The organism is Sphingomonas sp. R86521 (assembly GCF_042466235.1).
In the GTDB taxonomy this organism is placed as follows: Bacteria; Pseudomonadota; Alphaproteobacteria; order Sphingomonadales; family Sphingomonadaceae; genus Sphingomonas.
In genome coordinates this window covers 2172589-2192357 of record NZ_JAXHBY010000001.1, presented here as the reverse complement: position 1 = coordinate 2192357, position 19769 = coordinate 2172589, and the positions used below count along the sequence as shown (strand labels likewise).

The following is a 19769-nucleotide window of genomic DNA, read 5'->3' as shown; positions in this document are numbered from 1 at the left end:
TTCCCCGCGGGGCCGGCTTGCGCCTAGATAGGGCGATGATGGCGCAGGCAGGGTTTCAATGATCGCGGGTGGTAGCGCCGCTGCCGTGATCGTCGGCGTCGTCGTGTTCGCGTTCGTCGTGGTCGGCGCGGTGATGCTGTACCTTGGCATGCGCGCCAAATCGCTGGCGACCGCCGCGCGCGACGCGAATGCGCATCTGGTCGCGCTGGTCGAAGCTTCGCCGGCGGTCGCGACGATGATTCGCGGCGACGGGCGGATCGACATGCCGCAGCGGATGGCGGACTGGCTGGGGCTGGCGACGCCGCCGCGGACGCTGCCCGAGCTGGTGGGTGAGGGGTCGGGGTTGTCGCCCGAGGATGCCGCGGCGGTGATCGCGGACGTGTCGGCGGCGCAGCGGGCGGGGCGGCCGTTCGTGCGGTCGGTGCGGCCGCAGAAATCGCTGCGTGCAATCACCTTTCGCGGGGCGCGGGCGCCGGGCGAGATGGGGGCCGCGGGGGCGGTGCTGCTCTGGGCGTTCGACGCGACCGACAGCGAGACCGAGATCGCGCGTCTCAGCGCCGAGACGCGGCGGCTGGGGGCGGCGTATGAGTCGCTGACCGCGCTGATCGAGGCGGCGCCGATGCCGATGTGGTACCGCGCCCCCGACCTGCGGCTGGCGATGGTCAATTCGGCCTATGTCGAGGCGGTCGAGGGGCGCAGCGCCGCCGACGTCGTCGCGCGCGGGCTCGAACTGGTAGAGGGATCTGGGCGCGGCGGGCCGCTCGCGGGTGCCGCCGCGGCGCGCGAGATCGGGCGGCCGCACCAGCAGGTGCTGCCCGCGACGATCGATGGCGAGCGGCGATCGCTGCAGATCTATGACGTGCCGCTGCCGGCTGGCGGCGTCGCCGGGTTCGCGATCGATATCGAGGAGCTGGAGCGCGCGCGATCGGGCGCCAAGCGGTTCGCCGAAGCCCAGCGCGCGATGCTCGACCGGTTGTCGGCGGGGGTCGCGCAGTTCGGCGGCGATCGCGGGCTGGTGTTCTGCAACCAGCCGTTCCGCCGGATGTTCGCGATGCGCGCCGAGTGGCTCGCCGACCGCCCGGAGTTCGAGCGCGTGCTGGAGCGGATGCGCGAGGCCGACCGGCTGCCCGAGGCGCGCGACTTTCCGGGCTGGAAGGCGGAGCGGCTCGGCTGGTTCATGCAGACCGGTTCCACCGAGGCCGGTGGCGCGATCGAGGAGAACTGGCATCTGCGCAGCGGGACGCACCTGCGCGTCGTCGCGCAGCCGTTGCCCGATGGCGGGTTGCTGCTGATCTTCGAGGATCGCACCGAGCAGGTCCAGCTGGCCAGCGCGCGCGATACGTTGCTGCGGGTACGGACCGCGACGTTCGACAATCTGTTCGAGGCGTTGGGGGTGTTCGCGGCGGATGGCCGGCTGCAATTGTGGAACAACCGCTTCCGCGCGTTGTGGGGCCTGGAGGAGGAGTTCCTGGCGTCGCACCCGCGGATCGACGCGTTCGCCGAGGCTGCGGCGGCCAAGTTGGCGACGCCGGGCCGCGCCGCGCTGTTCCCCGACCTGGTTCATTCGGCGACCGTCGAGCGGCAGCAGCGCGGCGGTCGCGTGGCGTTTGCGGACGGGCGGCATTTCGAGTTCGCGGGCGTCCCGCTGCCCGACGGCAACGCGCTGTTCACGATGCTCGACATCACCGCGAGCCGGCGTGCCGAACAGACTCTCCGCGAGCGTGCCGAGGTGCTGGAGGCGGCGGACCGCGTGAAGACGGCGTTCGTCGCCAACATGAGCTACGAATTGCGGACGCCGCTGACGTCGATCGGCGGGTTCGCCGAAATGCTGCATGGCGGTTACGCGGGCAAGCTGACCAAGAAGGCCGACAGCTATGTCGAGGCGATCCTCGAATCGGTCGAGCGGCTCGGGTTGCTGGTCGACGACGTGCTCGACCTGACCCGCGATGCGGTCGAGGGCAACACGCTGGCGCGCGACGACCTGGATCTGGCCGCGGTGGTGCGGGCCGCGGCGGAGAGCATCGTGCCGACCGCCAAGCGCCGGAAACTCGACTTCGCGATCGAGATCGCGCGCTCGACCGGGCGGGTGACAGGGGACGAGCGGCGGTTGCGCGAAGTGGTCGAGCATCTGTTGCGCCATGCCGCCGCGGCGACGCCCGATGGCGGCCGCGTATTGCTCCACGTCGACGGCAACGCCACCGCGGCGCGGATCGTGGTGTCGGACGACGGGCCGGGGATGGAGCCGGATGCCGTCGCGCATGCGTTCGACCGGTTCGCGGAGACCAAGCCGATGGGCGACCGTGCGCTCGGGCTGGGCCTGCCGTTGGCGAAGCAGTTCGTCGAGGCGCATGGCGGGACTATCGAACTGGTGTCGCAGCCGGGCGAGGGCACGCTGATCACCGTCGAGGTGCCGCGGCGATGAGGTGTCGCGACATCGCAACCGCGGGTGCAAAAAGGGCGCTCGGGTCATGAGACTAGCCGACCCGCAAGCGACAGAGGCGTTCGGCGCCAGCCTTGCGGCGCTCGTTCGCCCGGGTGACGTCATCACGCTGCAGGGCACGCTGGGCGCCGGCAAGACCAGCCTCGCTCGTGGGCTGCTCGCCGCGCTGGGGCTGGTCGGCGAGGCGCCGTCGCCGAGCTTCGCGATCGTCCAGCCCTATGCCCCGCCCGAAGTCAGCCTGCCGGTGCTGCACGTCGATCTCTACCGCATCGAGGACCGCGACGAGATCGAGGAACTCGGGCTCGACGACGCCGAACGGGACTCGCTGTTGCTGGTCGAATGGCCCGAGCGCGCCGGTCCGGACTATTGGCCGCATGCGCTGGCCCTGGTCCTGACGATCGAACCTGACGGCGGTCGCGGCTTGACAGCGCGGGTGCCGGCGGCTTGGGACAGGCGATGGCCGACATGACCCCGCCGCCCGGCGCCGCCGCTTTCCTCGACGCCAATGGATGGCCTGGTGCGCGCATCCTGCCGGTCGCCGGCGATGCGTCTTTTCGCCGCTATTTCCGCGCGGTATCCGGACAGCGCCAGGCGATCCTGATGGACGCGCCGCCCGCGCACGAGGATGCTCGGCCGTTCATCGCGGTGGCACAGTGGCTGGCCGAACGCGGTTTCGCGGCGCCCGCGATCCTGGCATCCGATCTCGACCAGGGGTTCGTGCTGCTCGAGGATTTCGGCGACGACCGGTTGCGCGAGGCGGCCGACGCCGCGCCCGGCGCCGAACAGGCGCTGTACGAACCCGCGATCGATCTGCTGGTGGCGTTGCGGCAGTACCCGGCGGGTCCGCTGGCGCCGTACGACCGCAGCGTTCTGCTTCGCGAGGCGGCGTTGTTCGTCGACTGGTATTGCCCCGCGGTCGGGATCGAGCCGGACATGAATGCGTGGGATGCGGCCTGGGACGCGGTGCTCGGCCACTGCATCCCCGCCGAGCCGGTGACGGTGCTGCGCGATTATCACGCTGAGAACCTGATGCTGGTCGGGCCGACGCGCACGCTGGGGTTGCTCGATTTCCAGGACGCGCTGGCCGGCCACCCCGCCTATGACCTCGTCTCGCTGCTGCAGGATGCGCGGCGCGATGTCGATCCGGCGATCGAACAGGCGATGCTCGCGCGCTATGCCGCGGCGACCAATATCGGCGAGACGTTCTTCCACGCCTATCATGTGCTGGGCGCGCAGCGGAACGCGAAGATCCTCGGCATCTTCACGCGGTTGTGGAAGCGCGACGGCAAGCCGCGTTATCCGACATTGTGCCCGCGGGTCTGGACCTATCTCGAGCGCGACCTGGCGCAGCCGGTGCTGGCACCGGTCGCAGAATGGTTCGAGGCCAACGTGCCGCGGGACCTGCGCGGCGATCCGCTGGCGTTGTCGGCGTGACCCGCCAGCGGGTGGTGCGCCCGGTGCCGCGCGGGCAGGTGCCGGAAACCGCGATGGTGATGGCGGCGGGGCTCGGCAAGCGGATGCGGCCGCTCACTGCGACGCGGCCCAAGCCGCTGGTCGAGGTCGCGGGCAAGCCGCTGATCGACCACGTCTTCGACCGGTTGCGCGGCGCCGGCATCAAGCGCGCGGTGGTCAACGTGCATTACCTCGCCGATACGTTGCAGGCGCATCTGACCGACCGGTTCGACGATATCGAGGTGGTGATGTCGGACGAGCGCGGGCGGCTGATGGAGACCGGCGGCGGGCTGGTCCAGGCGCGCGGACTGCTCGGCGATGCACCCGTGCTGGTGGTCAACAGCGACAATCTGTGGATCGACGGACCGGTCGATGCGATCCGGCTGCTCGCATCGCGCTGGGACGACGCCAAGATGGACGCGCTGCTGCTGATGGTACCGCTGGCGCGCGCGCACAATCATCGCGGCCTGGGCGATTTTTATCTCGGCGCGGACGGGCGGATCACCGGGCGGCGTAAGCCCGGGCGGGTCGCGCCGTTCGCCTATACCGGGATCCAGATGCTGCATCCGCGGCTGATCGTCGATTGGCCGGAGGGGCCGTTCTCGACCAATCTGTTCTGGGACCGCGCGATCGCCGCAGGGCGCGCGTACGGCCAGGTCCATCAGGGCCTCTGGTTCGACGTCGGCACGCCGGGCGCGATTCCGAAGACCGAGGCGATCCTCGCCGATGGCTGAGCGGTCAGGTGTGGGAGGGGCGCCCGCGCTCTTCACCATTCCGGCACACCGGGCGTTCGCCGATGCGATGGTCGCCGGACTGATCCGCCGGGCGGGATCCGATCCGCTGGCGCTGGCCCGGTCGCTGGTGCTGCTGCCCAACAACCGTGCGGTGCACGCCGTGACCGATGCGTTCGTGCGCGCGAGTGCCGGCGGGCTGGTGCTACCGCGGCTGGTCGCGGTGGGCGATCCCGAGATGGGCGAGAGCGTCGGCGCCGCGCTGGACCCGGCGCCCGAGTCCGGCGAGGAGCCGCCGCTGCCCGCGGTGCCGCCCTACCAGCGGCGGATGATCCTGGCGCGGCTGGTCGCGGAGGAGCGGAGCCGGGCGGGGCAGCCGATCGACGCGGCGGAGGCGGTGCGGCTGGCGGGCGAACTCGCGCGGACGCTCGATCAGCTGCTGGTCGAGGAGATCGCGCCGGCGCGGTTGCGCGACATCGACATGGGCCCCGAACTGACGGAGCATTGGCGGCGGGCGCTGTCGACGTTCGAGGTCGTGCTGGAACGCTGGCCCGCCGAGCTGGCGCGGATCGGGCGGATCGATGCGGCGACGCGGCGTGCGGCGTTGCTCGATCGGCTGGAACGCCGGTGGCGTCGCGCGGCGCCGACCGGGCTGGTGTGTGCTGCGGGCGTCACCGATTCGGCACCGGCGGTCGCGCGGCTGCTGCGCTGCGTTGCCGACATGCCGCGCGGGATGGTGGTGTTCGCCGGGCTCGACCTGGCGCTGCCGCCGGAGGAATGGGACGCGCTGGGGCCGCACGCGCCGAACGATGCCGGCCTGACGCGCCGGTCGATCGAGACGCATCCGCAGTTCCACCTCAAGCTGCTGCTCGACCGGATGAGCGTCGGGCGTGACGAGGTGTCGACCTGGCGCGAGGGTGGCGGGCATGATTCCGACACCGCCCGCGGCCGCGCGATCGCCAACGCGCTCGCGCCCGCCGATTTCACCGGCAAGTGGACGCAGATCGGTGCGGAGGATCGCCGGCTGAAGGGCGTGACAGTGGCCGAACTGGCGACCCCGGCCGAGGAGGCGCAGGCGGTCGCGCTGGCGCTGCGCGAGGCATTGGAGGAGCCCGGGCGGACCGCCGCGCTGGTGACGCCGGACCGTGCGCTGGCGCGGCGTGTGGCGGTGCATCTGGGCCGCTGGGGGATCGCGATCGACGATACCGCAGGGCGGCCGCTGTCGAGCTTGCCGCCGGGGACGTTGCTGCTGGCGCTGGCCGAGGCGGCCGCGCAGCGGTTTTCGCCGTTGCCGCTGCTGGCGTTGCTGAAGCATCCGCTGGTGCGCAGCGGGGACGAGCGACTGGCGTGGCTGGACGGCGCGCGGGCGTTGGACAAGGCGCTTCGGGGGCCGCGGCCGGCGGCTGGGCTGGGGGGGGTCAGCGATCATCTGGACAAGCGGTCTTCCGGTGAAGGCGGGGGGCCGGTTACGCAGGTCCCCCAGCTGGGCCCCGGCCTGCGCCGGGGAACGGCTGCGACCTGGTGGGAGGGTGCGTCCGACTATCTCCGGCCGATCGCGGATACGTTCGACCGCGGTTCGCAGCCTTTGGCGGACCTGCTCGCGTCTTTGCGAGAAACGGCCGCGTCGCTGTGCGGCGATGCGTTGTGGTCGGGGCCGGCCGGTCGCGCCGCTGCGGAATTCCTCGCCGATCTCGAACTCGAAGCGCCCGCGGGGCCGGCGCGCGTCGACCCTGCCGAATTGCCGCAACTGTTGCGGACGCTGCTCGACGAGGTCGCGGTGCGTCCGCCGCAGGGCGGTCACCCGCGCCTCGCGATCTACGGCCTGATCGAGGCGCGGTTGCAGACGGCCGACCTGATGGTGCTGGGCGGCCTCAACGAAGGCGTCTGGCCGGGTCGCCCCGCGCCCGACCCGTGGCTGGCGCCGAGGATCCGCGCCGAGCTCGGACTGCCTGGGCTCGACCGGCGGATCGGCACTGCGGCGCATGATTTCGCGCAGGCGCTGGGTGCGCCCCGCGCGATCGTGACGCGGGCGCGCCGCGATGCGAAGTCGCCTGCGCTCGCGTCGCGACTGTGGCTGCGGTTGCAGGCGCTGGCGGGGGACCGGCTGGAGCGGGCGAGCGCGCTGGAAGGCTGGACCCGCGCGCTCGATGCGCCCGGCGAGCATCTGCCCGCCGACCGCCCGGCGCCATCGCCGGTCGCGCTGCTGCGGCCAAAGGCAATCTCGGTGACCGAGGTCGATCGGCTGAAGGCGGATCCCTATGCGTTCTACGCGCGCCGCGTGCTGGGCCTGATGCCGCTCGATCCGGTCGATGCCGATCCGAGCGCGGCGTGGCGCGGTACCGCGGTGCACGACATCCTAGAACAATGGTGGAAACAGGATCGCTGCGACGTCGACGCGCTGCGGCCGCGGGCGAAGGCGATGCTCGACGACGAACGCACGCATCCGATGATGCGCGCGCTGTGGCAGCCGCGACTGCTGGAAGCGATCGACTGGATCGCCGGCGCGATCGTCGCGCAGCAAGGGGACGGCCGCACCGTCGCGAGCGCCGAGGGCAAGGGCCGGATCGAGATCGCCGGCGTCGTGCTGTCCGGCCGCTACGACCGGATCGACCGGCTAGCCGACGGGCGGCTGGCGGTGATCGACTACAAGACCGGCAAGCCGCCATCGCCGACCGCGGTGCGCGCCGGGTACAGCCTGCAGCTCGGCTTGCTCGGGCTGATCGCCGAGCGTGGCGGGTTCGAGGATGTCCGCGGCACCGCCGGCGCGTTCGAATATTGGTCGCTCGGCAAGAAGCGCGATGCGTTCGGCTATATCGAAAGCCCGGTCGACCCCGACGGCAAGCGCGAGAAGATCGCGACGGCGGAGTTCACGGGAATCGCCGCGCACAATTTCACCGAGGTCGCCGGCAAATGGCTGACCGGCAGCGAAGCGTTCACCGCCAAGCTCGTTCCCGAATACGCCCCCTATGCCGAGTACGACCAGTTGATGCGCCGCGACGAATGGTATGGCCGTGACCACTGATACGCTCGCCACGCTGCCGCGGCTGAAGGGCGCGCAGGCCAATGCGAGCGACCCGCGCGCGCATGTCTGGCTGTCGGCGTCGGCAGGCACCGGCAAGACCCAGGTGCTGGCGGCGCGCGTGTTCCGGCTGTTGTTGCGCGGTGTCGATCCGGGGGCGATCCTGTGCCTGACCTTCACCAAGGCTGGCGCGGCGGAGATGGCGCAGCGGATCAACGGGCGACTGGCGGCGTGGGTGCGGATGCCGGGGCCCGCGCTGGGTGCCGATCTCGACGCGCTCGGCGAGAAACCGACCCCGGAGCTGCAGGCGCGCGCGCGGACGCTGTTCGCCAAGGTGCTCGACGCGCCGGGCGGCGGGCTGCGCATCCAGACCATCCACGGTTTCTGCCAAGGGCTGCTCGCGGCATTTCCGGTCGAGGCGGGGCTGACGCCTGGCTTCCGTCCGCTCGAAGCGCGCGAGGAGGCGGGGCTGGCGCGCGAGGCGTTGGCGGGGCTGTTGTCGGACGCCGAGCGTGATGGACGCGAGCGACCGATCGAGATCGTCGGGCGCCTGAGCCTGCGGATGGGCGAGGGCGGCGCGGAAGGGTTCCTGCTCGCCTGCGCGCGCGCACTGCCCGCGCTGGAGGCGTTGCCTAGCGGCATCCAACCGTGGCTGCGGCGCAAGCTCGAACTGCCGGCCGGCGACATCGACGAGGCGGTCGCCGAATGGTGCGACGCGCTCGACATCGACGCGATCGCGCGGATCGGTGCGGCGAACCGGGGCTGGGGGACCGCCACGGGCCTGAAACAGGCGGCGACGGTCGAGGCATGGCTGGCGTCGGACGACCGCGCGGCCACGCTGCAGGATCTGGCGAAGGTCGTGCTCACCGGTACCGGCGATCTCCGGAAAGTGCAGAAGAAGGTGCTCGATCTCGAGCCCGAATACGAGACGCTCGCGCGCGATCTGGGCGAGGCGTGCGGCGACGTGCTGTCGATGATCGAGCGCGCCGCCTATGCCGACCTGCTCGCCGATGCGCTGGAGGTCGGGCGCGACTATGCGCGGGCGTATGCGTTGGCCAAGCGCCGCGCCGGCGCGGTTGATTTCGACGACCTGATCGCGACCACGGTGGCGCTGCTCGACCAGCCGGGGATCGGCGAATGGGTGCGCTACAAGCTCGACCAGGCGACCGAGCATCTGCTGATCGACGAGGCGCAGGATACCAACGGGCACCAGTGGCGGATCGTCCGCGCGCTGTCGGACGAGTTCTTCGTCGGGCGCGGCATCCATGCGCCGGCGACGCGGACGCTGTTCACGGTGGGCGACTACAAACAGGCGATCTTCGGGTTTCAGGGGACCGACCCGCTTAATTTCGAGGCGGCGGAACGCTATTTCAGCCAGCGCGCAGAGGAAGCCGGGGGCGACGACGACTGGCCCGAGGACGAACGCGGGTTGCCGCTCGCACGGCTGTCGCTGACCCACTCGTTCCGTTCGACCCGCACCGTGCTCGAATTCGTCGACGCCGCGATCGAAGCGATCGGCGAGCCCGGCCTGGGCATCGACGGTCCGGTCGAGCGCCACGCGAGCGAGGTCCCGGGCCCCGGCAGCGTCACGATCTGGCCCGCGATCTCGGCAGGCGGCAGCGAGGACGACGAAGAGAGCTGGGTCGACGACGCGGTTCGGAAGCTCGCGGTCGATATCGCGCGTGCGGTAAAGCGCTGGATCGATGGCGGGCTGATGCTGGAGAGCAAAGGCCGGCCGCTGCGCCCCGAGGACGTGATGATCCTGGTCAAGCGACGCGGCGATCTCGCCTCGCTGATCGTCGCGCGGCTCTATGCCGAGGGCGTGCCCGTCGCGGGCGTCGACCGGCTGCGGCTGAACGCGCCGCTGGCGGTGCAGGACCTGCTCGCCGCGATCCGCTTCGTATTGCAGCCGGACGACGACCTGAGCCTCGCGTCGCTGCTGGTGTCGCCGCTGATCGGTTGGACCCAAGACGAGCTGATGCATGCCGCGCCGCGCGAGGCGGGGCCGCTATGGCGTCATCTCGGGCGGACCCAGCCTGCGGAGCGGCTTGCGCCGCTGCTGGCGATGCTCGGGCGCGCCGATATCGCCACGCCCTATCAGTTTCTCGAGGAGCTGCTGTCGGGGCCGCTGGACGGGCGGCGGAAACTGATCCGGCGGCTGGGAACCGAGGCGCGCGATCCGATCGAGGAACTGCTCAACGCGGCGCTGACGTTCGAGGGCACGACGACGCCGTCGCTGCAGCGGTTCCTCGACTGGTTCGATCGCGGCGATGTCGAGATCGTCCGCGACCCGTCCGCGCCGCTCGATGCGGTCCGCGTGATGACGGCGCACGGCGCCAAGGGGTTGCAGGCGCCGCTGGTGATTCTGGCGGACGCGACCGCGGATCCGACCGCGGCACCGCGATCGATCCTGAAATGGTCGCCGGAGCCGGGTGACGCGCCGATCCCGGTGTTCCGGCCACGCAGTTCGGAGCGTGGCGGTCCGCTCGACGACGTGACGAGCACGGCGGAACGGCGCGAGCTGGAGGAGCATTGGCGGCTGTTCTACGTCGCCGCGACGCGGGCGGAAGAGCGCCTCGTGATCGCCGGCGCGCTAGGTCCGAAGGCGAAGGGCGTGCCGCCGGTGTCGAGCTGGTACGCCGCCGCGGACCGCGCCTTCACCGAGCTTGGGCTGCCAGCGGCCGAGGGGGAGCGCACCTTCGTCGGCACCACGGTACAGGCTTCCATCACAGCGAAACCGGACCGCGTTGCGCCCGGGAACGACGATGCCGCGCTGCCCGATTGGGCCCGCCTGCCAGCACCACAGGAAGCCCGCCCGCCACGGCCGCTGTCCCCCTCGGCGCTGGGCGAGGACGCAGTGTCCGATCCTCCCCCGACCCCGGCGATGCGTGTCGCCGCCGAACGTGGACGGCTGATCCATGCGTTGTTCGAGCGCCTGCCCGCGGTTGCGCCGGAGGCACGTGCGGCGGCGGCGGATCGCTGGCTCGCGCAGGCGGGCGGTGTCGAGGATGCGAGTTCACGCGCGGAAATCGCCGGTAGCGTGATCGCGGTTCTCGCCGACCCGCGCTTTGCCGAGTTGTTCGGGCCGGACACGCTCGCGGAGGCGCCGATTGCCGCGACGCTCGGCGACGGCATCGTCGTGTCGGGGACCGTCGACCGCCTGCTGATCGCGCCGACCCGGGTCCGCGTGGTCGACTTCAAGACCGGCCGCCGCGCGCCGCGCACCCTGGCGGAGCTGCCCGAGTATCACGTCCGCCAGATCGCCGCCTATGCCGCCGCGCTGGCGGTGATCTTTCCGGACCGGGTGATCGAGGCGGCGTTGCTCTACACCGCGGGCCCGACGATGCTCGACCTGCCGGCCGAGTTGCTAGCTTCGCACAAGCCGCACTATCGGCCTGCGGAGCAAAGCTAGCGATCCGGTGGTTGAGACGGAGCGACTGCGCGCCTAGATTGCGTACAACCAAGGAGACTTCGTAATGGCTACCAAGCAGATCACCGATGCCAGCTTCACCGCCGACGTGCTCAACGCCGAAGGCCCGGTGCTGGTCGATTTCTGGGCGGAATGGTGCGGGCCCTGCAAGATGATCGGGCCGAGCCTGGAAGAGATTTCCGAGGAGCTGGGCGAGAAGGTGACGATCGCCAAGCTGAACATCGACGAGAACCCCGATGCGCCGGGCAAGTACGGCGTCCGCGGCATCCCGACGATGATCCTGTTCAAGGGCGGCGCCCCTGCAGCGACCAAGGTCGGTGCCGAGCCCAAGGGCCGGCTGAAGGCCTGGCTCGAGGGTGAGCTGGCTTAACCCGTCACAAATACCGTCGTCATCCCAGCGAAGGCTGGGATCTCCCTGTTGAAGCCGATCCTCCAACCAACAGGGAGACCCCAGCCTTCGCTGGGGTGACGGGAGTGGGGCGGGGGCCGGTTCTTCAGCTCCGGTAATCGGCATTGATCGAGATATAGCCGTGCGTCAGGTCGCACGTCCAAACGGTCGCGCGGCCTTCGCCCAGGCCTAGGTCGACGCCAACCTCGATCTCGTGGCCCTTCAAGTGCGCCGCGACCGGCGCCTCGTCGTACCCGGTCACGGCCAGGCCGCCCTCGGCCACCTGCGTATCCCCGAACCGGATCGCAAGCAGGTCGCGCTCGGCGGGTTCGCCGGCTTTGCCGACCGCCATCACCACGCGGCCCCAGTTCGCATCCTCGCCCGCGATCGCGGTCTTCACCAGCGGCGAGTCGGCGATGCTCTTGGCGATGCGGTGTGCGCTGCGGTCGCTCTCGGCGCCGGTCACGCGGATTTCGATCAGTTTCTGCGCGCCCTCGCCGTCGCGGACCACCAGCATCGCCAGCTGGTGGCACATATCCGCAAGCGCGGCACGGAAGGCATCCGCGCCGACGCTGTCGTCGTCCGCCAGCGCCACGTTCCCGGCTTTGCCGGTCGCGAAGGCGAGCACGGTGTCGCTGGTCGAGGTGTCGCTGTCGACGGTGATGCACGAAAAGCTCGGCGCGTTGGCGGCCGATAGCGCTGCCTGCAGGAACGCGGGTTCGACCGCCGCGTCGGTGAAGACGAAGCCGAGCATCGTCGCCATGTCCGGCGCGATCATTCCCGATCCCTTGATGATCCCGACCAGCGTGACGGTCGTGTCGCCGATAACCGCGGTCGTCACCGCGCCCTTGGTGAAGGTGTCGGTGGTCATGATCGTCGCGGCGGCGTCCTCCCAGCCACAGGGCGGCGCGGCAAACGCGGCATCGAGCCCGGCCTCGGCCTTGTCGATCGGCAGCGGCACCCCGATCACGCCGGTCGACGCGACGAACACGTCCGATGGCTGGCATCCGAGATGCGCCGCAGCCCGCGCCGCGATCGCCTCGACCGCCGCGCGCCCGCGCGAGCCGGTGAAGGCGTTGGAGTTGCCGGCGTTCACCACCAGCGCGCGTGCGTTGCCGAGGGTGAGCGCCGCTCGGCACCATTCAACCTCGGGCGACGGGCATTTGCTCTGCGTCAGTACGCCGGCGACCGTCGTACCGGGGTCGAGCGTAACGAACGTCAGGTCGCAACGGTCCCAGGCCTTGTAGTGCGCGCGGGCGACGTGCGGCGTGACGCCGTCGATGGCGGGCGCGGGCGGGAAGGGGAGTGCGAGCGGTGAGGTGTCGGACATGGCGTGGCTCCGGGATTTGCCGCGCGTGTTAGCGTGCAATGCGGGCGGCGTCATGCGGGACGTGGTTCCCACGATCGCTAAGTCCGTCACCCCAGCGAAGGCTGGGGTCTCTCTCGGTTCCTGTCCCGCGCTTGCCGCTTGAGATCCCGCCTTCGCTGGGATGACGGAGAGGGGGGCATGCCGGACTGGGTACGGTCACGCCGCGCCTCCGTTCACCGCATACCGTTTTCGGTTGGACGATGTGCGACGCAATCCCTATGTCCGCGCGTAGCGAACGATATCGGACCCCGCTTGAACCTGCTGCTGCTCCTCTCTGCCCTGCTCTCCGCGCTGACCGGCGTGGTGCCGGGCGTGCGTCGGGCGGAGGCGCCGCAGGCGGTGGCGCAGGCGATCGTCACGGCGCAGGCCGGGCACGCGGCGATAGCGCAGCGGACCGAGCGGCCTAGCGCCGTCGTTCCGACGCTGGTCGCGGTGGCGGACGGCACGGTACGCACGCTCGCGCTTGTGCCGGTCGCGATCTGGACGGACCGCCGACGCGAATAGCGCGCGGCCGATCCACCCTCTTTCTATTCTCGCGCTGGCCCGACGCCGTGGCCGCGACCCCCTTGTATCAGGACCTACGCCCATGTTCGGTGGCCTCGCCAAATCCTTGTTCGGTTCGTCCAACGACCGTTACGTCAAGTCGCTCAACCCCATCCTCGCGCAGATCGCCGGGTTCGAACCCGCGCTGCAGGCGATGTCCGATGAGGAGCTGTCCGCGCAGACCGTGAAGTTCCGCGCACGCTTGGCAGAGGGCGCGACGCTCGACGATCTGTTGCCCGAAGCGTTCGCGACCGTCCGCGAGGCCGCCAAGCGCGTGCTCGGCCAGCGGCATTACGACGTCCAGATGATCGGCGGCATCGTCCTCCACCGCGGCGAGATCGCCGAGATGCGGACCGGCGAGGGCAAGACGCTGGTCGCGACGCTCGCGACCTATCTCAACGCGCTGCCCGGCGACGGCGTCCACGTCGTCACCGTCAACGACTATCTCGCGGCGCGCGACGCCGAGTGGATGGGCCAGGTCTATACGTTCCTGGGCATGACGATCGGGATCATCATCCCGAACCTGACCGACGACCAGCGCCGTGCCGCCTATGCTGCCGACATCACGTACGGCACCAACAACGAGTTCGGCTTCGATTACCTGCGCGACAACATGAAGTACGAGCGTGCGTCGATGACGCAGCGGCCGTTCGCCTATGCGGTGGTCGACGAGGTCGATTCGGTGCTGATCGACGAAGCGCGCACGCCGCTGATCATCTCGGGGCCGACCGACGACAAGTCCGACCTGTACATGCAGGTCGATGCGGTGGTGAAGCAGCTCGTCCCGGGCGACTACGACAAGGACGAGAAGCAGAAGACGATCATCCTGACCGAGGATGGCACCGAGAAGGTCGAGCGGATGCTCGAGGCGGCCGGGCTGCTCGAGGGTGCGAACCTGTATGATTTCGAGAACACCCAGGTGGTGCACCACCTCAACCAGGCGCTGCGCGCGATCGTGATGTTCAAGTCGGACATCGACTACATCGTGAAGGACGGCAAGGTCATCATCATCGACGAGTTCACCGGTCGCATGATGGACGGCCGGCGCTGGTCCGACGGCCTGCACCAGGCGGTCGAGGCCAAGGAGGGCGTCGCGATCGAGCCCGAGAACCAGACCATGGCGTCGATCACGTTCCAGAACTATTTCCGCATGTACCCGAAGATCGGCGGTATGACCGGCACCGCGGCGACCGAGGCGGCCGAATTCTACGACATCTACAAGATCAACGTCGTCACGATCCCGACCAACGTGCCGGTGCGCCGCGTCGACGAGGAGGACGAGTTCTACAAGGACACCAAGGACAAGTTCGCGGCGATCGCCAAGAAGATCAAGCATCACGCCGATCTGGGCCAGCCGGTGCTGGTCGGCACGGTCTCGATCGAGAAGTCCGAGTTGCTGAGCGAGTTCCTGGTCGGCGAGCAGGTCGAGCACAAGGTCCTGAACGCGCGCTTCCACGAGATGGAGGCGCACATCGTCGCGCAGGCCGGGCGTAAGAGCGCGGTGACGATCGCGACCAACATGGCCGGGCGCGGCACCGACATCAAACTGGGCGGCAACCTGGAATTCCGGATGCTCGCCGAATATCCCGACCTGGTGGAGGGCACGCCCGAATACGAGACGGTCGCCGCCGGCATCGCCACCGAGATCGAGGAAGAGAAGCAGGCGGTGCTCGCCGCGGGTGGGCTGTTCGTGCTTGCCACCGAGCGTCACGAGAGCCGCCGCATCGACAACCAGCTGCGCGGTCGTTCGGGGCGTCAGGGCGATCCCGGCCTGTCGCGCTTCTATCTCAGTCTCGACGACGACCTGCTGCGTATCTTCGGGCCGGACACGCTGTTCGCCAAGATGATGCGCAACAATATCGAGGACGGCGAGGCGATCGGCAGCAAGTGGCTGAGCAAGGCGATCGAGACCGCGCAGAAGAAGGTCGAGGCGCGCAACTACGACATCCGCAAACAGGTCGTCGAGTATGACGACGTGATGAACGAGCAGCGGAAAGTCATCTACGAGCAGCGCAGCGACATCATGGATGCGGACACCGTCGGCGACGTGGTGGTCGACATGCGCGCGGAGACGGTCAACGTCATCGTCGGCGAGGCATGCCCGCCGAACTCCTATCCCGAGCAGTGGAACATCGCCGGGATGAAGGAGCGGCTGGCCGAGGTGCTGAACCTGGAGCCGCCGATCGACGACTGGCTGAAGGAAGAGTCGATCGATCCCGAGGTCGTCGAGACCCGCGTGCTCGAAATGGCCGATGCGTCGGTGGCGGAGAAGGCGGCGTCGCTCGATCCGGAGACCTGGACCTCGGTCGAGAAGTCGATCCTGCTGCAGAATCTGGACCATCACTGGAAGGAGCATCTGGCAACGCTCGATGCGCTGCGCCAGGTCGTCCATCTCCGCGCCTATGCGCAGAAGACCCCGATCAACGAGTATAAGCAGGAGGCGTTCTCGCTGTTCCAGCGGATGCTCGAGGCGATCCGCGAGGAGGTGACCAAGACCATCGCGCACGCATCGTTCCAGATGGATGCGCCGGTCGGGCTGCCCGAACTACCCGACTTCATCACCACGCATTTCGACCCGTTCACCGGCATGGACGATTCGAACGACGTCGACGCGGGGACGCTCGGCCACATCACCTCGCAGATGCCGCCGCTGCAGATCCCGCAGCCGCAGGGCGATTTCGGGAGCGATCCGGCGGAGTGGGCCGGGGTCGTCAGCCGTAACGCGCCGTGCCCGTGCGGGTCGGGGCAGAAGTACAAATACTGCCACGGCGCGGTCTGAGGGCTTGGTGCTCTCCGGCAGGAGAGCATAAAAAAAGCCGGGCGCCCGATGGGGCGGCCCGGCCTTTTTCATTCGTCACCCTGAACTCGTTTCAGGGTCCATCGCCCCCCAGGCGCTGCGCCTGCGGGGCAGTGGATGCTGAAACGAGTTCAGCATGACGCGTGGAGGTTACCGCGTTTCCTTCGGGAGAATGATGCTCGGCCCGATGTTGTCGACCACGGCCTTGGCGTTGAACGCGCGGATGTTGTCGCGCGGGATCGGCCCCTTGCGCATCACGATCTCTGCGGTCGCCTCGTAGCGGTCGATCGTGCGGATATCGAAGTCGTTGCCCCACGGGCCGCCACCGAAGCCGCCGCCGCCGAAGTACGGATCCCAGCTGCGCCAGCCGAAGCCCGCGCCGCGGTACCGCCACGACGGACCCCAATAGCCGCCGAAGCCGCCATAACCGCCGAATCCGCCGCCAAATCCGCCACCGAGACCCGGCGTCGAATAGGTGCGCGACTGCAGGTTGGTGTCGCGGTCGGCCATCAGGAAATAGTCGAAGCCGTTCTGCAGCGTCAATTCGGCGGCGCGGAAGAACAGGTAGCGCTCGACGGTATCGCGCGAGGTCACGCTGTTGCCGGCGAAGCTGACGAGGAAGCGGTTCGGTTCGATCCGGCGATCGCTGTAGCCGGTGCGGGAAAAGCCCTGGCCCGTTGCCGGACGATAGGCGGTTTCGGTCGCGCAGCCCGCGACCAGCAGGGTGCTCGACGCCAACGCGGCCAGCGCAATCCTGCGACCCAAAGTGGTGAACATTGCAATGTCTCCATTCGCGGCGAATGCGGCGAACCGCCTGTTATTAGCCGTCAATGGTGGAACGGGCGATGAACAAGATCGCTCCCGTTCAGATAAAATCATTCGCCGATCAGATGCAGCGCCAGCGTGCGGCGGTGCGGGCGGCGGCGATGCTCGAACAGGTAAATGCCCTGCCACGTGCCGAGCGCCAGCGCGCCGTCGACCAGTGGGATGGTCAGCTGGACCTGGGTGAGCGCGGTGCGCAGATGCGCCGGCATGTCGTCCGGCCCCTCGTCGTCATGCGCATAGTCGGGCGATTCGGGCGCGATCCGCGCGAAATACGCTTCAAGATCGGAGCGCACCTCACGCGCGGCATTTTCCTGGATCAGCAGCGATGCCGAGGTGTGGCGACAGAATATCGTCAGCAGGCCGGTGTCGAACCCCTGGGCGTCGACCCAGTCGGTGATGGTGTCGGAAATCTCGACCAGCCCCTGCCGGCGGGTGTCGATCGTGAGGATGGTGGTGGCCTGGCGCATGGCGGTTCAACGACCGGGCCGTCCGCCGGGTCCGCTCACGCGGGCTCGGCGATGTCCTGGCCGAGGTTGATGCCGTCATACAGCTTCAGCAGCGCGTTGACTTCGGCGATCACGGTTTCGTGCTCGGCACGGACGCGCGCGGTGGCGTCGAAGGTCGGCACGCCGTTCTTGCCGTCATGCACGGTATAGCCCTGGTCGATCAGCCAGATCGCATCCACCGCACGCGCGCGCTGGCGCCGCAGATGATAGACCCATTGTTCGATGATCCCGGAGGGGACCAGCCTATCGATTTCGCCCATGACGCGTGCGTAGCCGAGGCGTAGAACGGACGCCAGCCCGCCGATGTTAGGCGGGATGCAGCGTGGAGCGACGAGATGACCGACTGGGACGAAAAGGCCGAAGCCCGCAAATTGCACGACACCCTGCAACTGGTCGGCCTGCGCGCGCACGCGACCGCAGTCGGGTTCATCCAGCTCTGTGCCGAATTGCTGAAGGCCGGCGTCATCGACGACCCCGCGGTATCGCGGATCAAGGATGCGATCGCGAAGGACATCATCGTCACGCGGACCACTTCGCGCGGGCAGGAGGAGTTCGAGGCGTCGCTACGTCGCCGGCTCGATACGCTGCTGCCGAGCGCGGCGACGGCGACCGATCATGACAGCGCGGTGGGGACCCCGGATTCGATGGACTCCGCGCTTCATCCGAGCGACCGCGAGGCAAGCTGACCGCAAATATAGCACCATATCGGCCGGAACAAACGAGGGATGAACAGAGTTAATTGAGCGACCAACTGCGTGCACGCTGGTCGTCTCGTTGTCGCTCAGGAACACCCGAAATGTACGTCCGCCTCGATAATTCGCCGCCTCGCCTGTCGGATATGTACGGCGAGGCGCGTCTTGATGCTCTGTACCGCCGTGCCGCCGCGGACCGCGCGCGTTTTCAGGCGCGGCTTGAGCTACAGGAGCGCCCCGGGCTCTTCGCCCGAATGGTCGAGCGATTGCGCGCCTAGTTCAGGCTAAACTCGGCAGCCGCTCGACCAGCGCGGCGATGGCGTCGCCGTGAAACACCGGCACCGACGCGCCGTCGACCAGGATCGCGCGTTCCGGCGTCAACGTGGCCTGATCGCGGTGTTCCGGGTCGAGCGTAGTCCACGCCACCACCGCCGCACGCAGGTTGGTCACTTCGGGAATATCCTCGCCGCCGCGGACTACGTCCTCCAGTGAGGCGCTCATCGTCCAGTCGATATCGGGCGTCTTGGTCGCATCGCCCCAGGTCGCTTCGGTCATGCTCGGTCCTCGCATCAGGCCCGTCGGGGCGGTGTCTCTATCAAGCGTCGGGCGGCCCGAGCGGTTCCCGTGTCCTCAGGCCGGTTCGGCGGTCCGGCGCAGGTCGCGGATTTCAGGCCAGGTGATCGGCCGGTCGCGACCGACGCACGATATGATCATGTCCTTCGCCTCGTCCGCGCCCATCGCCTCGGCGGCCTCGATCATCTCTTCCAGCGATCCGCTGGCGACCGGTTCGGCATCGGCCGGCGCGTCAGAATCGGCTTTCTTCCGCAACAGCTTGGCAGGCATATTCCACATCGTCTTGAACACAGGTCTTCGCTCCAGCCCCCCGGCTCGGACCTTGCGATGTAGGGTCTCCGGCGCCCGGTCCAGAGCGGCGCGCGGCGGAATGCGCCAAGGTCACCGCTAGGTCGGACGGGCCGATGCGCGGCTAGCTACTATCGCGCGGGCCATCACGAACTCGAACAGCGGCGACGCCAGATGGTGCGTCAGCCAGCGCTGGAGAGCGGGCAGGGGCAGCGCGTCGAACCACGCCCGGTCGACCTGCGCGAACTGACGGACGAAGGGGAGGAGCGCCATGTCGACCAGCGTCCGCCGCTCGAACGCGAGGTTGGCGTGGCGGGCGAGGCGCGTCTCCAGCGGCAACAGCAGCGCGAGCGCGGCATCCCGCGGAACGTCGCGGGCGGTTGGATCGGCATATTTATAGAGGTCCAGCTGTCGCTTGAACGGACCGTCGTTGGTCGCGATCGCCACCGGGTCGCCGCCGGCCAGCCAGTCCTCGGGATCGTTCTGCTCCAGCGTCCAGCGGACGATATCCAGGCTCTCGTCGATCACCTGCCCGTCGGCGAGCACCAGCACCGGCACGGTCGCCTTGGCCGAGGCCGCGATCAGCGCGACGGGCTTGTCGCGCAACGCGACCTCGACGATGTCGACCGCGATCCCGCTGATCGCCAGCGCCAACCGGGCGCGGATCGCGTAGGGGCAGCGGCGAAAGCTGTAGAGGACCGGCGTTGCCGCCACCT

At 69.1% G+C, this 19769-nt stretch carries 18 protein-coding genes; 11 read left to right on the top strand and 7 right to left on the bottom strand.

Annotated elements, in window-relative coordinates; all coding sequences use genetic code 11:
- Positions 1 to 58 precede the first annotated feature (58 nt).
- From SJY20_RS10170 to trxA, 7 genes are all read left to right on the top strand, one after another.
- The gene (locus SJY20_RS10170; protein ID WP_380786715.1) at positions 59 to 2422 is read left to right on the top strand and encodes a PAS-domain containing protein; all 2364 of its coding nucleotides are present in this window, start codon (positions 59 to 61) and stop codon (positions 2420 to 2422) included.
- A 46-nt stretch (positions 2423 to 2468) separates the two neighbouring features.
- A complete protein-coding gene (gene tsaE, locus SJY20_RS10165; protein ID WP_380786714.1) occupies positions 2469 to 2909 on the top strand; it encodes a tRNA (adenosine(37)-N6)-threonylcarbamoyltransferase complex ATPase subunit type 1 TsaE in 441 nt (146 codons plus the stop codon).
- Positions 2906 to 3874: an aminoglycoside phosphotransferase family protein gene (locus SJY20_RS10160; protein ID WP_380788644.1), complete on the top strand. Its 969-nt coding sequence runs from the start codon at positions 2906 to 2908 to the stop codon at positions 3872 to 3874. The genes tsaE and SJY20_RS10160 overlap by 4 nt, the downstream gene beginning before the upstream one ends.
- A complete protein-coding gene (locus SJY20_RS10155; protein WP_380786713.1) occupies positions 3871 to 4626 on the top strand; it encodes a nucleotidyltransferase family protein in 756 nt (251 codons plus the stop codon). Before SJY20_RS10160 ends, SJY20_RS10155 begins: the two co-directional genes overlap by 4 nt.
- Positions 4619 to 7645 carry a double-strand break repair protein AddB gene (gene addB, locus SJY20_RS10150; protein ID WP_380786711.1) on the top strand — a complete coding sequence of 1009 codons (3027 nt, stop codon included), beginning with the start codon at positions 4619 to 4621 and terminating at the stop codon, positions 7643 to 7645. The genes SJY20_RS10155 and addB overlap by 8 nt, the downstream gene beginning before the upstream one ends.
- Positions 7629 to 11054 (top strand): double-strand break repair helicase AddA, encoded by a 3426-nt coding sequence (addA, locus tag SJY20_RS10145; RefSeq protein WP_380786709.1) that lies wholly within the window; start codon positions 7629 to 7631, stop codon positions 11052 to 11054. The genes addB and addA overlap by 17 nt, the downstream gene beginning before the upstream one ends.
- 64 nt (positions 11055 to 11118) lie before the next feature.
- Positions 11119 to 11442, top strand: coding sequence for a thioredoxin TrxA (gene trxA / locus SJY20_RS10140; RefSeq protein WP_380786708.1), 324 nt, complete (start codon positions 11119 to 11121; stop codon positions 11440 to 11442).
- 124 nt (positions 11443 to 11566) lie between these two features.
- Here trxA and argJ read toward each other — a convergent pair whose 3' ends face one another.
- The gene (gene argJ / locus SJY20_RS10135) at positions 11567 to 12790 is read right to left on the bottom strand and encodes a bifunctional glutamate N-acetyltransferase/amino-acid acetyltransferase ArgJ (protein WP_380786706.1); all 1224 of its coding nucleotides are present in this window, start codon (positions 12788 to 12790) and stop codon (positions 11567 to 11569) included.
- A 291-nt stretch (positions 12791 to 13081) separates the two neighbouring features.
- Here argJ and SJY20_RS10130 point away from each other — a divergent pair, with 291 nt between their 5' ends.
- Positions 13082 to 13333 carry a hypothetical protein gene (locus SJY20_RS10130; RefSeq protein ID WP_380786704.1) on the top strand — a complete coding sequence of 84 codons (252 nt, stop codon included), beginning with the start codon at positions 13082 to 13084 and terminating at the stop codon, positions 13331 to 13333.
- Between the two features lie 82 nt (positions 13334 to 13415).
- Positions 13416 to 16151: a preprotein translocase subunit SecA gene (secA, locus tag SJY20_RS10125; protein ID WP_380786703.1), complete on the top strand. Its 2736-nt coding sequence runs from the start codon at positions 13416 to 13418 to the stop codon at positions 16149 to 16151.
- Between the two features lie 168 nt (positions 16152 to 16319).
- Here secA and SJY20_RS10120 read toward each other — a convergent pair whose 3' ends face one another.
- The 3 genes from SJY20_RS10120 to SJY20_RS10110 form a co-directional block, all read right to left on the bottom strand.
- Positions 16320 to 16946: a hypothetical protein gene (locus tag SJY20_RS10120; RefSeq protein WP_380786702.1), complete on the bottom strand. Its 627-nt coding sequence runs from the start codon at positions 16944 to 16946 to the stop codon at positions 16320 to 16322.
- A gap of 98 nt (positions 16947 to 17044) precedes the next feature.
- On the bottom strand, positions 17045 to 17461 hold the full coding sequence (locus SJY20_RS10115; protein WP_380786701.1) for a secondary thiamine-phosphate synthase enzyme YjbQ: 417 nt from the start codon (positions 17459 to 17461) through the stop codon (positions 17045 to 17047).
- A 35-nt stretch (positions 17462 to 17496) separates the two neighbouring features.
- Entirely contained in the window at positions 17497 to 17760 is a 264-nt protein-coding gene (locus tag SJY20_RS10110) for a hypothetical protein (RefSeq protein WP_380786699.1), read from the bottom strand.
- A gap of 75 nt (positions 17761 to 17835) precedes the next feature.
- Here SJY20_RS10110 and SJY20_RS10105 point away from each other — a divergent pair, with 75 nt between their 5' ends.
- A complete protein-coding gene (locus SJY20_RS10105) occupies positions 17836 to 18186 on the top strand; it encodes a hypothetical protein (RefSeq protein WP_380786698.1) in 351 nt (116 codons plus the stop codon).
- 110 nt (positions 18187 to 18296) lie between these two features.
- Complete coding sequence (locus SJY20_RS10100; RefSeq protein ID WP_380786696.1) at positions 18297 to 18470, top strand: hypothetical protein; 174 nt, start codon at positions 18297 to 18299, stop codon at positions 18468 to 18470.
- A gap of 1 nt (position 18471) precedes the next feature.
- Here the strand turns inward: SJY20_RS10100 and SJY20_RS10095 are convergent, their stop codons facing one another.
- The 3 genes from SJY20_RS10095 to SJY20_RS10085 all read right to left on the bottom strand — a co-directional run bounded on the left by SJY20_RS10095 (position 18472) and on the right by SJY20_RS10085 (position 19767).
- A complete protein-coding gene (locus SJY20_RS10095; protein WP_380786694.1) occupies positions 18472 to 18747 on the bottom strand; it encodes a hypothetical protein in 276 nt (91 codons plus the stop codon).
- Between the two features lie 75 nt (positions 18748 to 18822).
- Positions 18823 to 19056, bottom strand: coding sequence for a hypothetical protein (locus SJY20_RS10090; protein ID WP_380786692.1), 234 nt, complete (start codon positions 19054 to 19056; stop codon positions 18823 to 18825).
- A gap of 96 nt (positions 19057 to 19152) precedes the next feature.
- A complete protein-coding gene (locus SJY20_RS10085; protein WP_380786691.1) occupies positions 19153 to 19767 on the bottom strand; it encodes a glutathione S-transferase N-terminal domain-containing protein in 615 nt (204 codons plus the stop codon).
- Positions 19768 to 19769 lie beyond the last annotated feature (2 nt).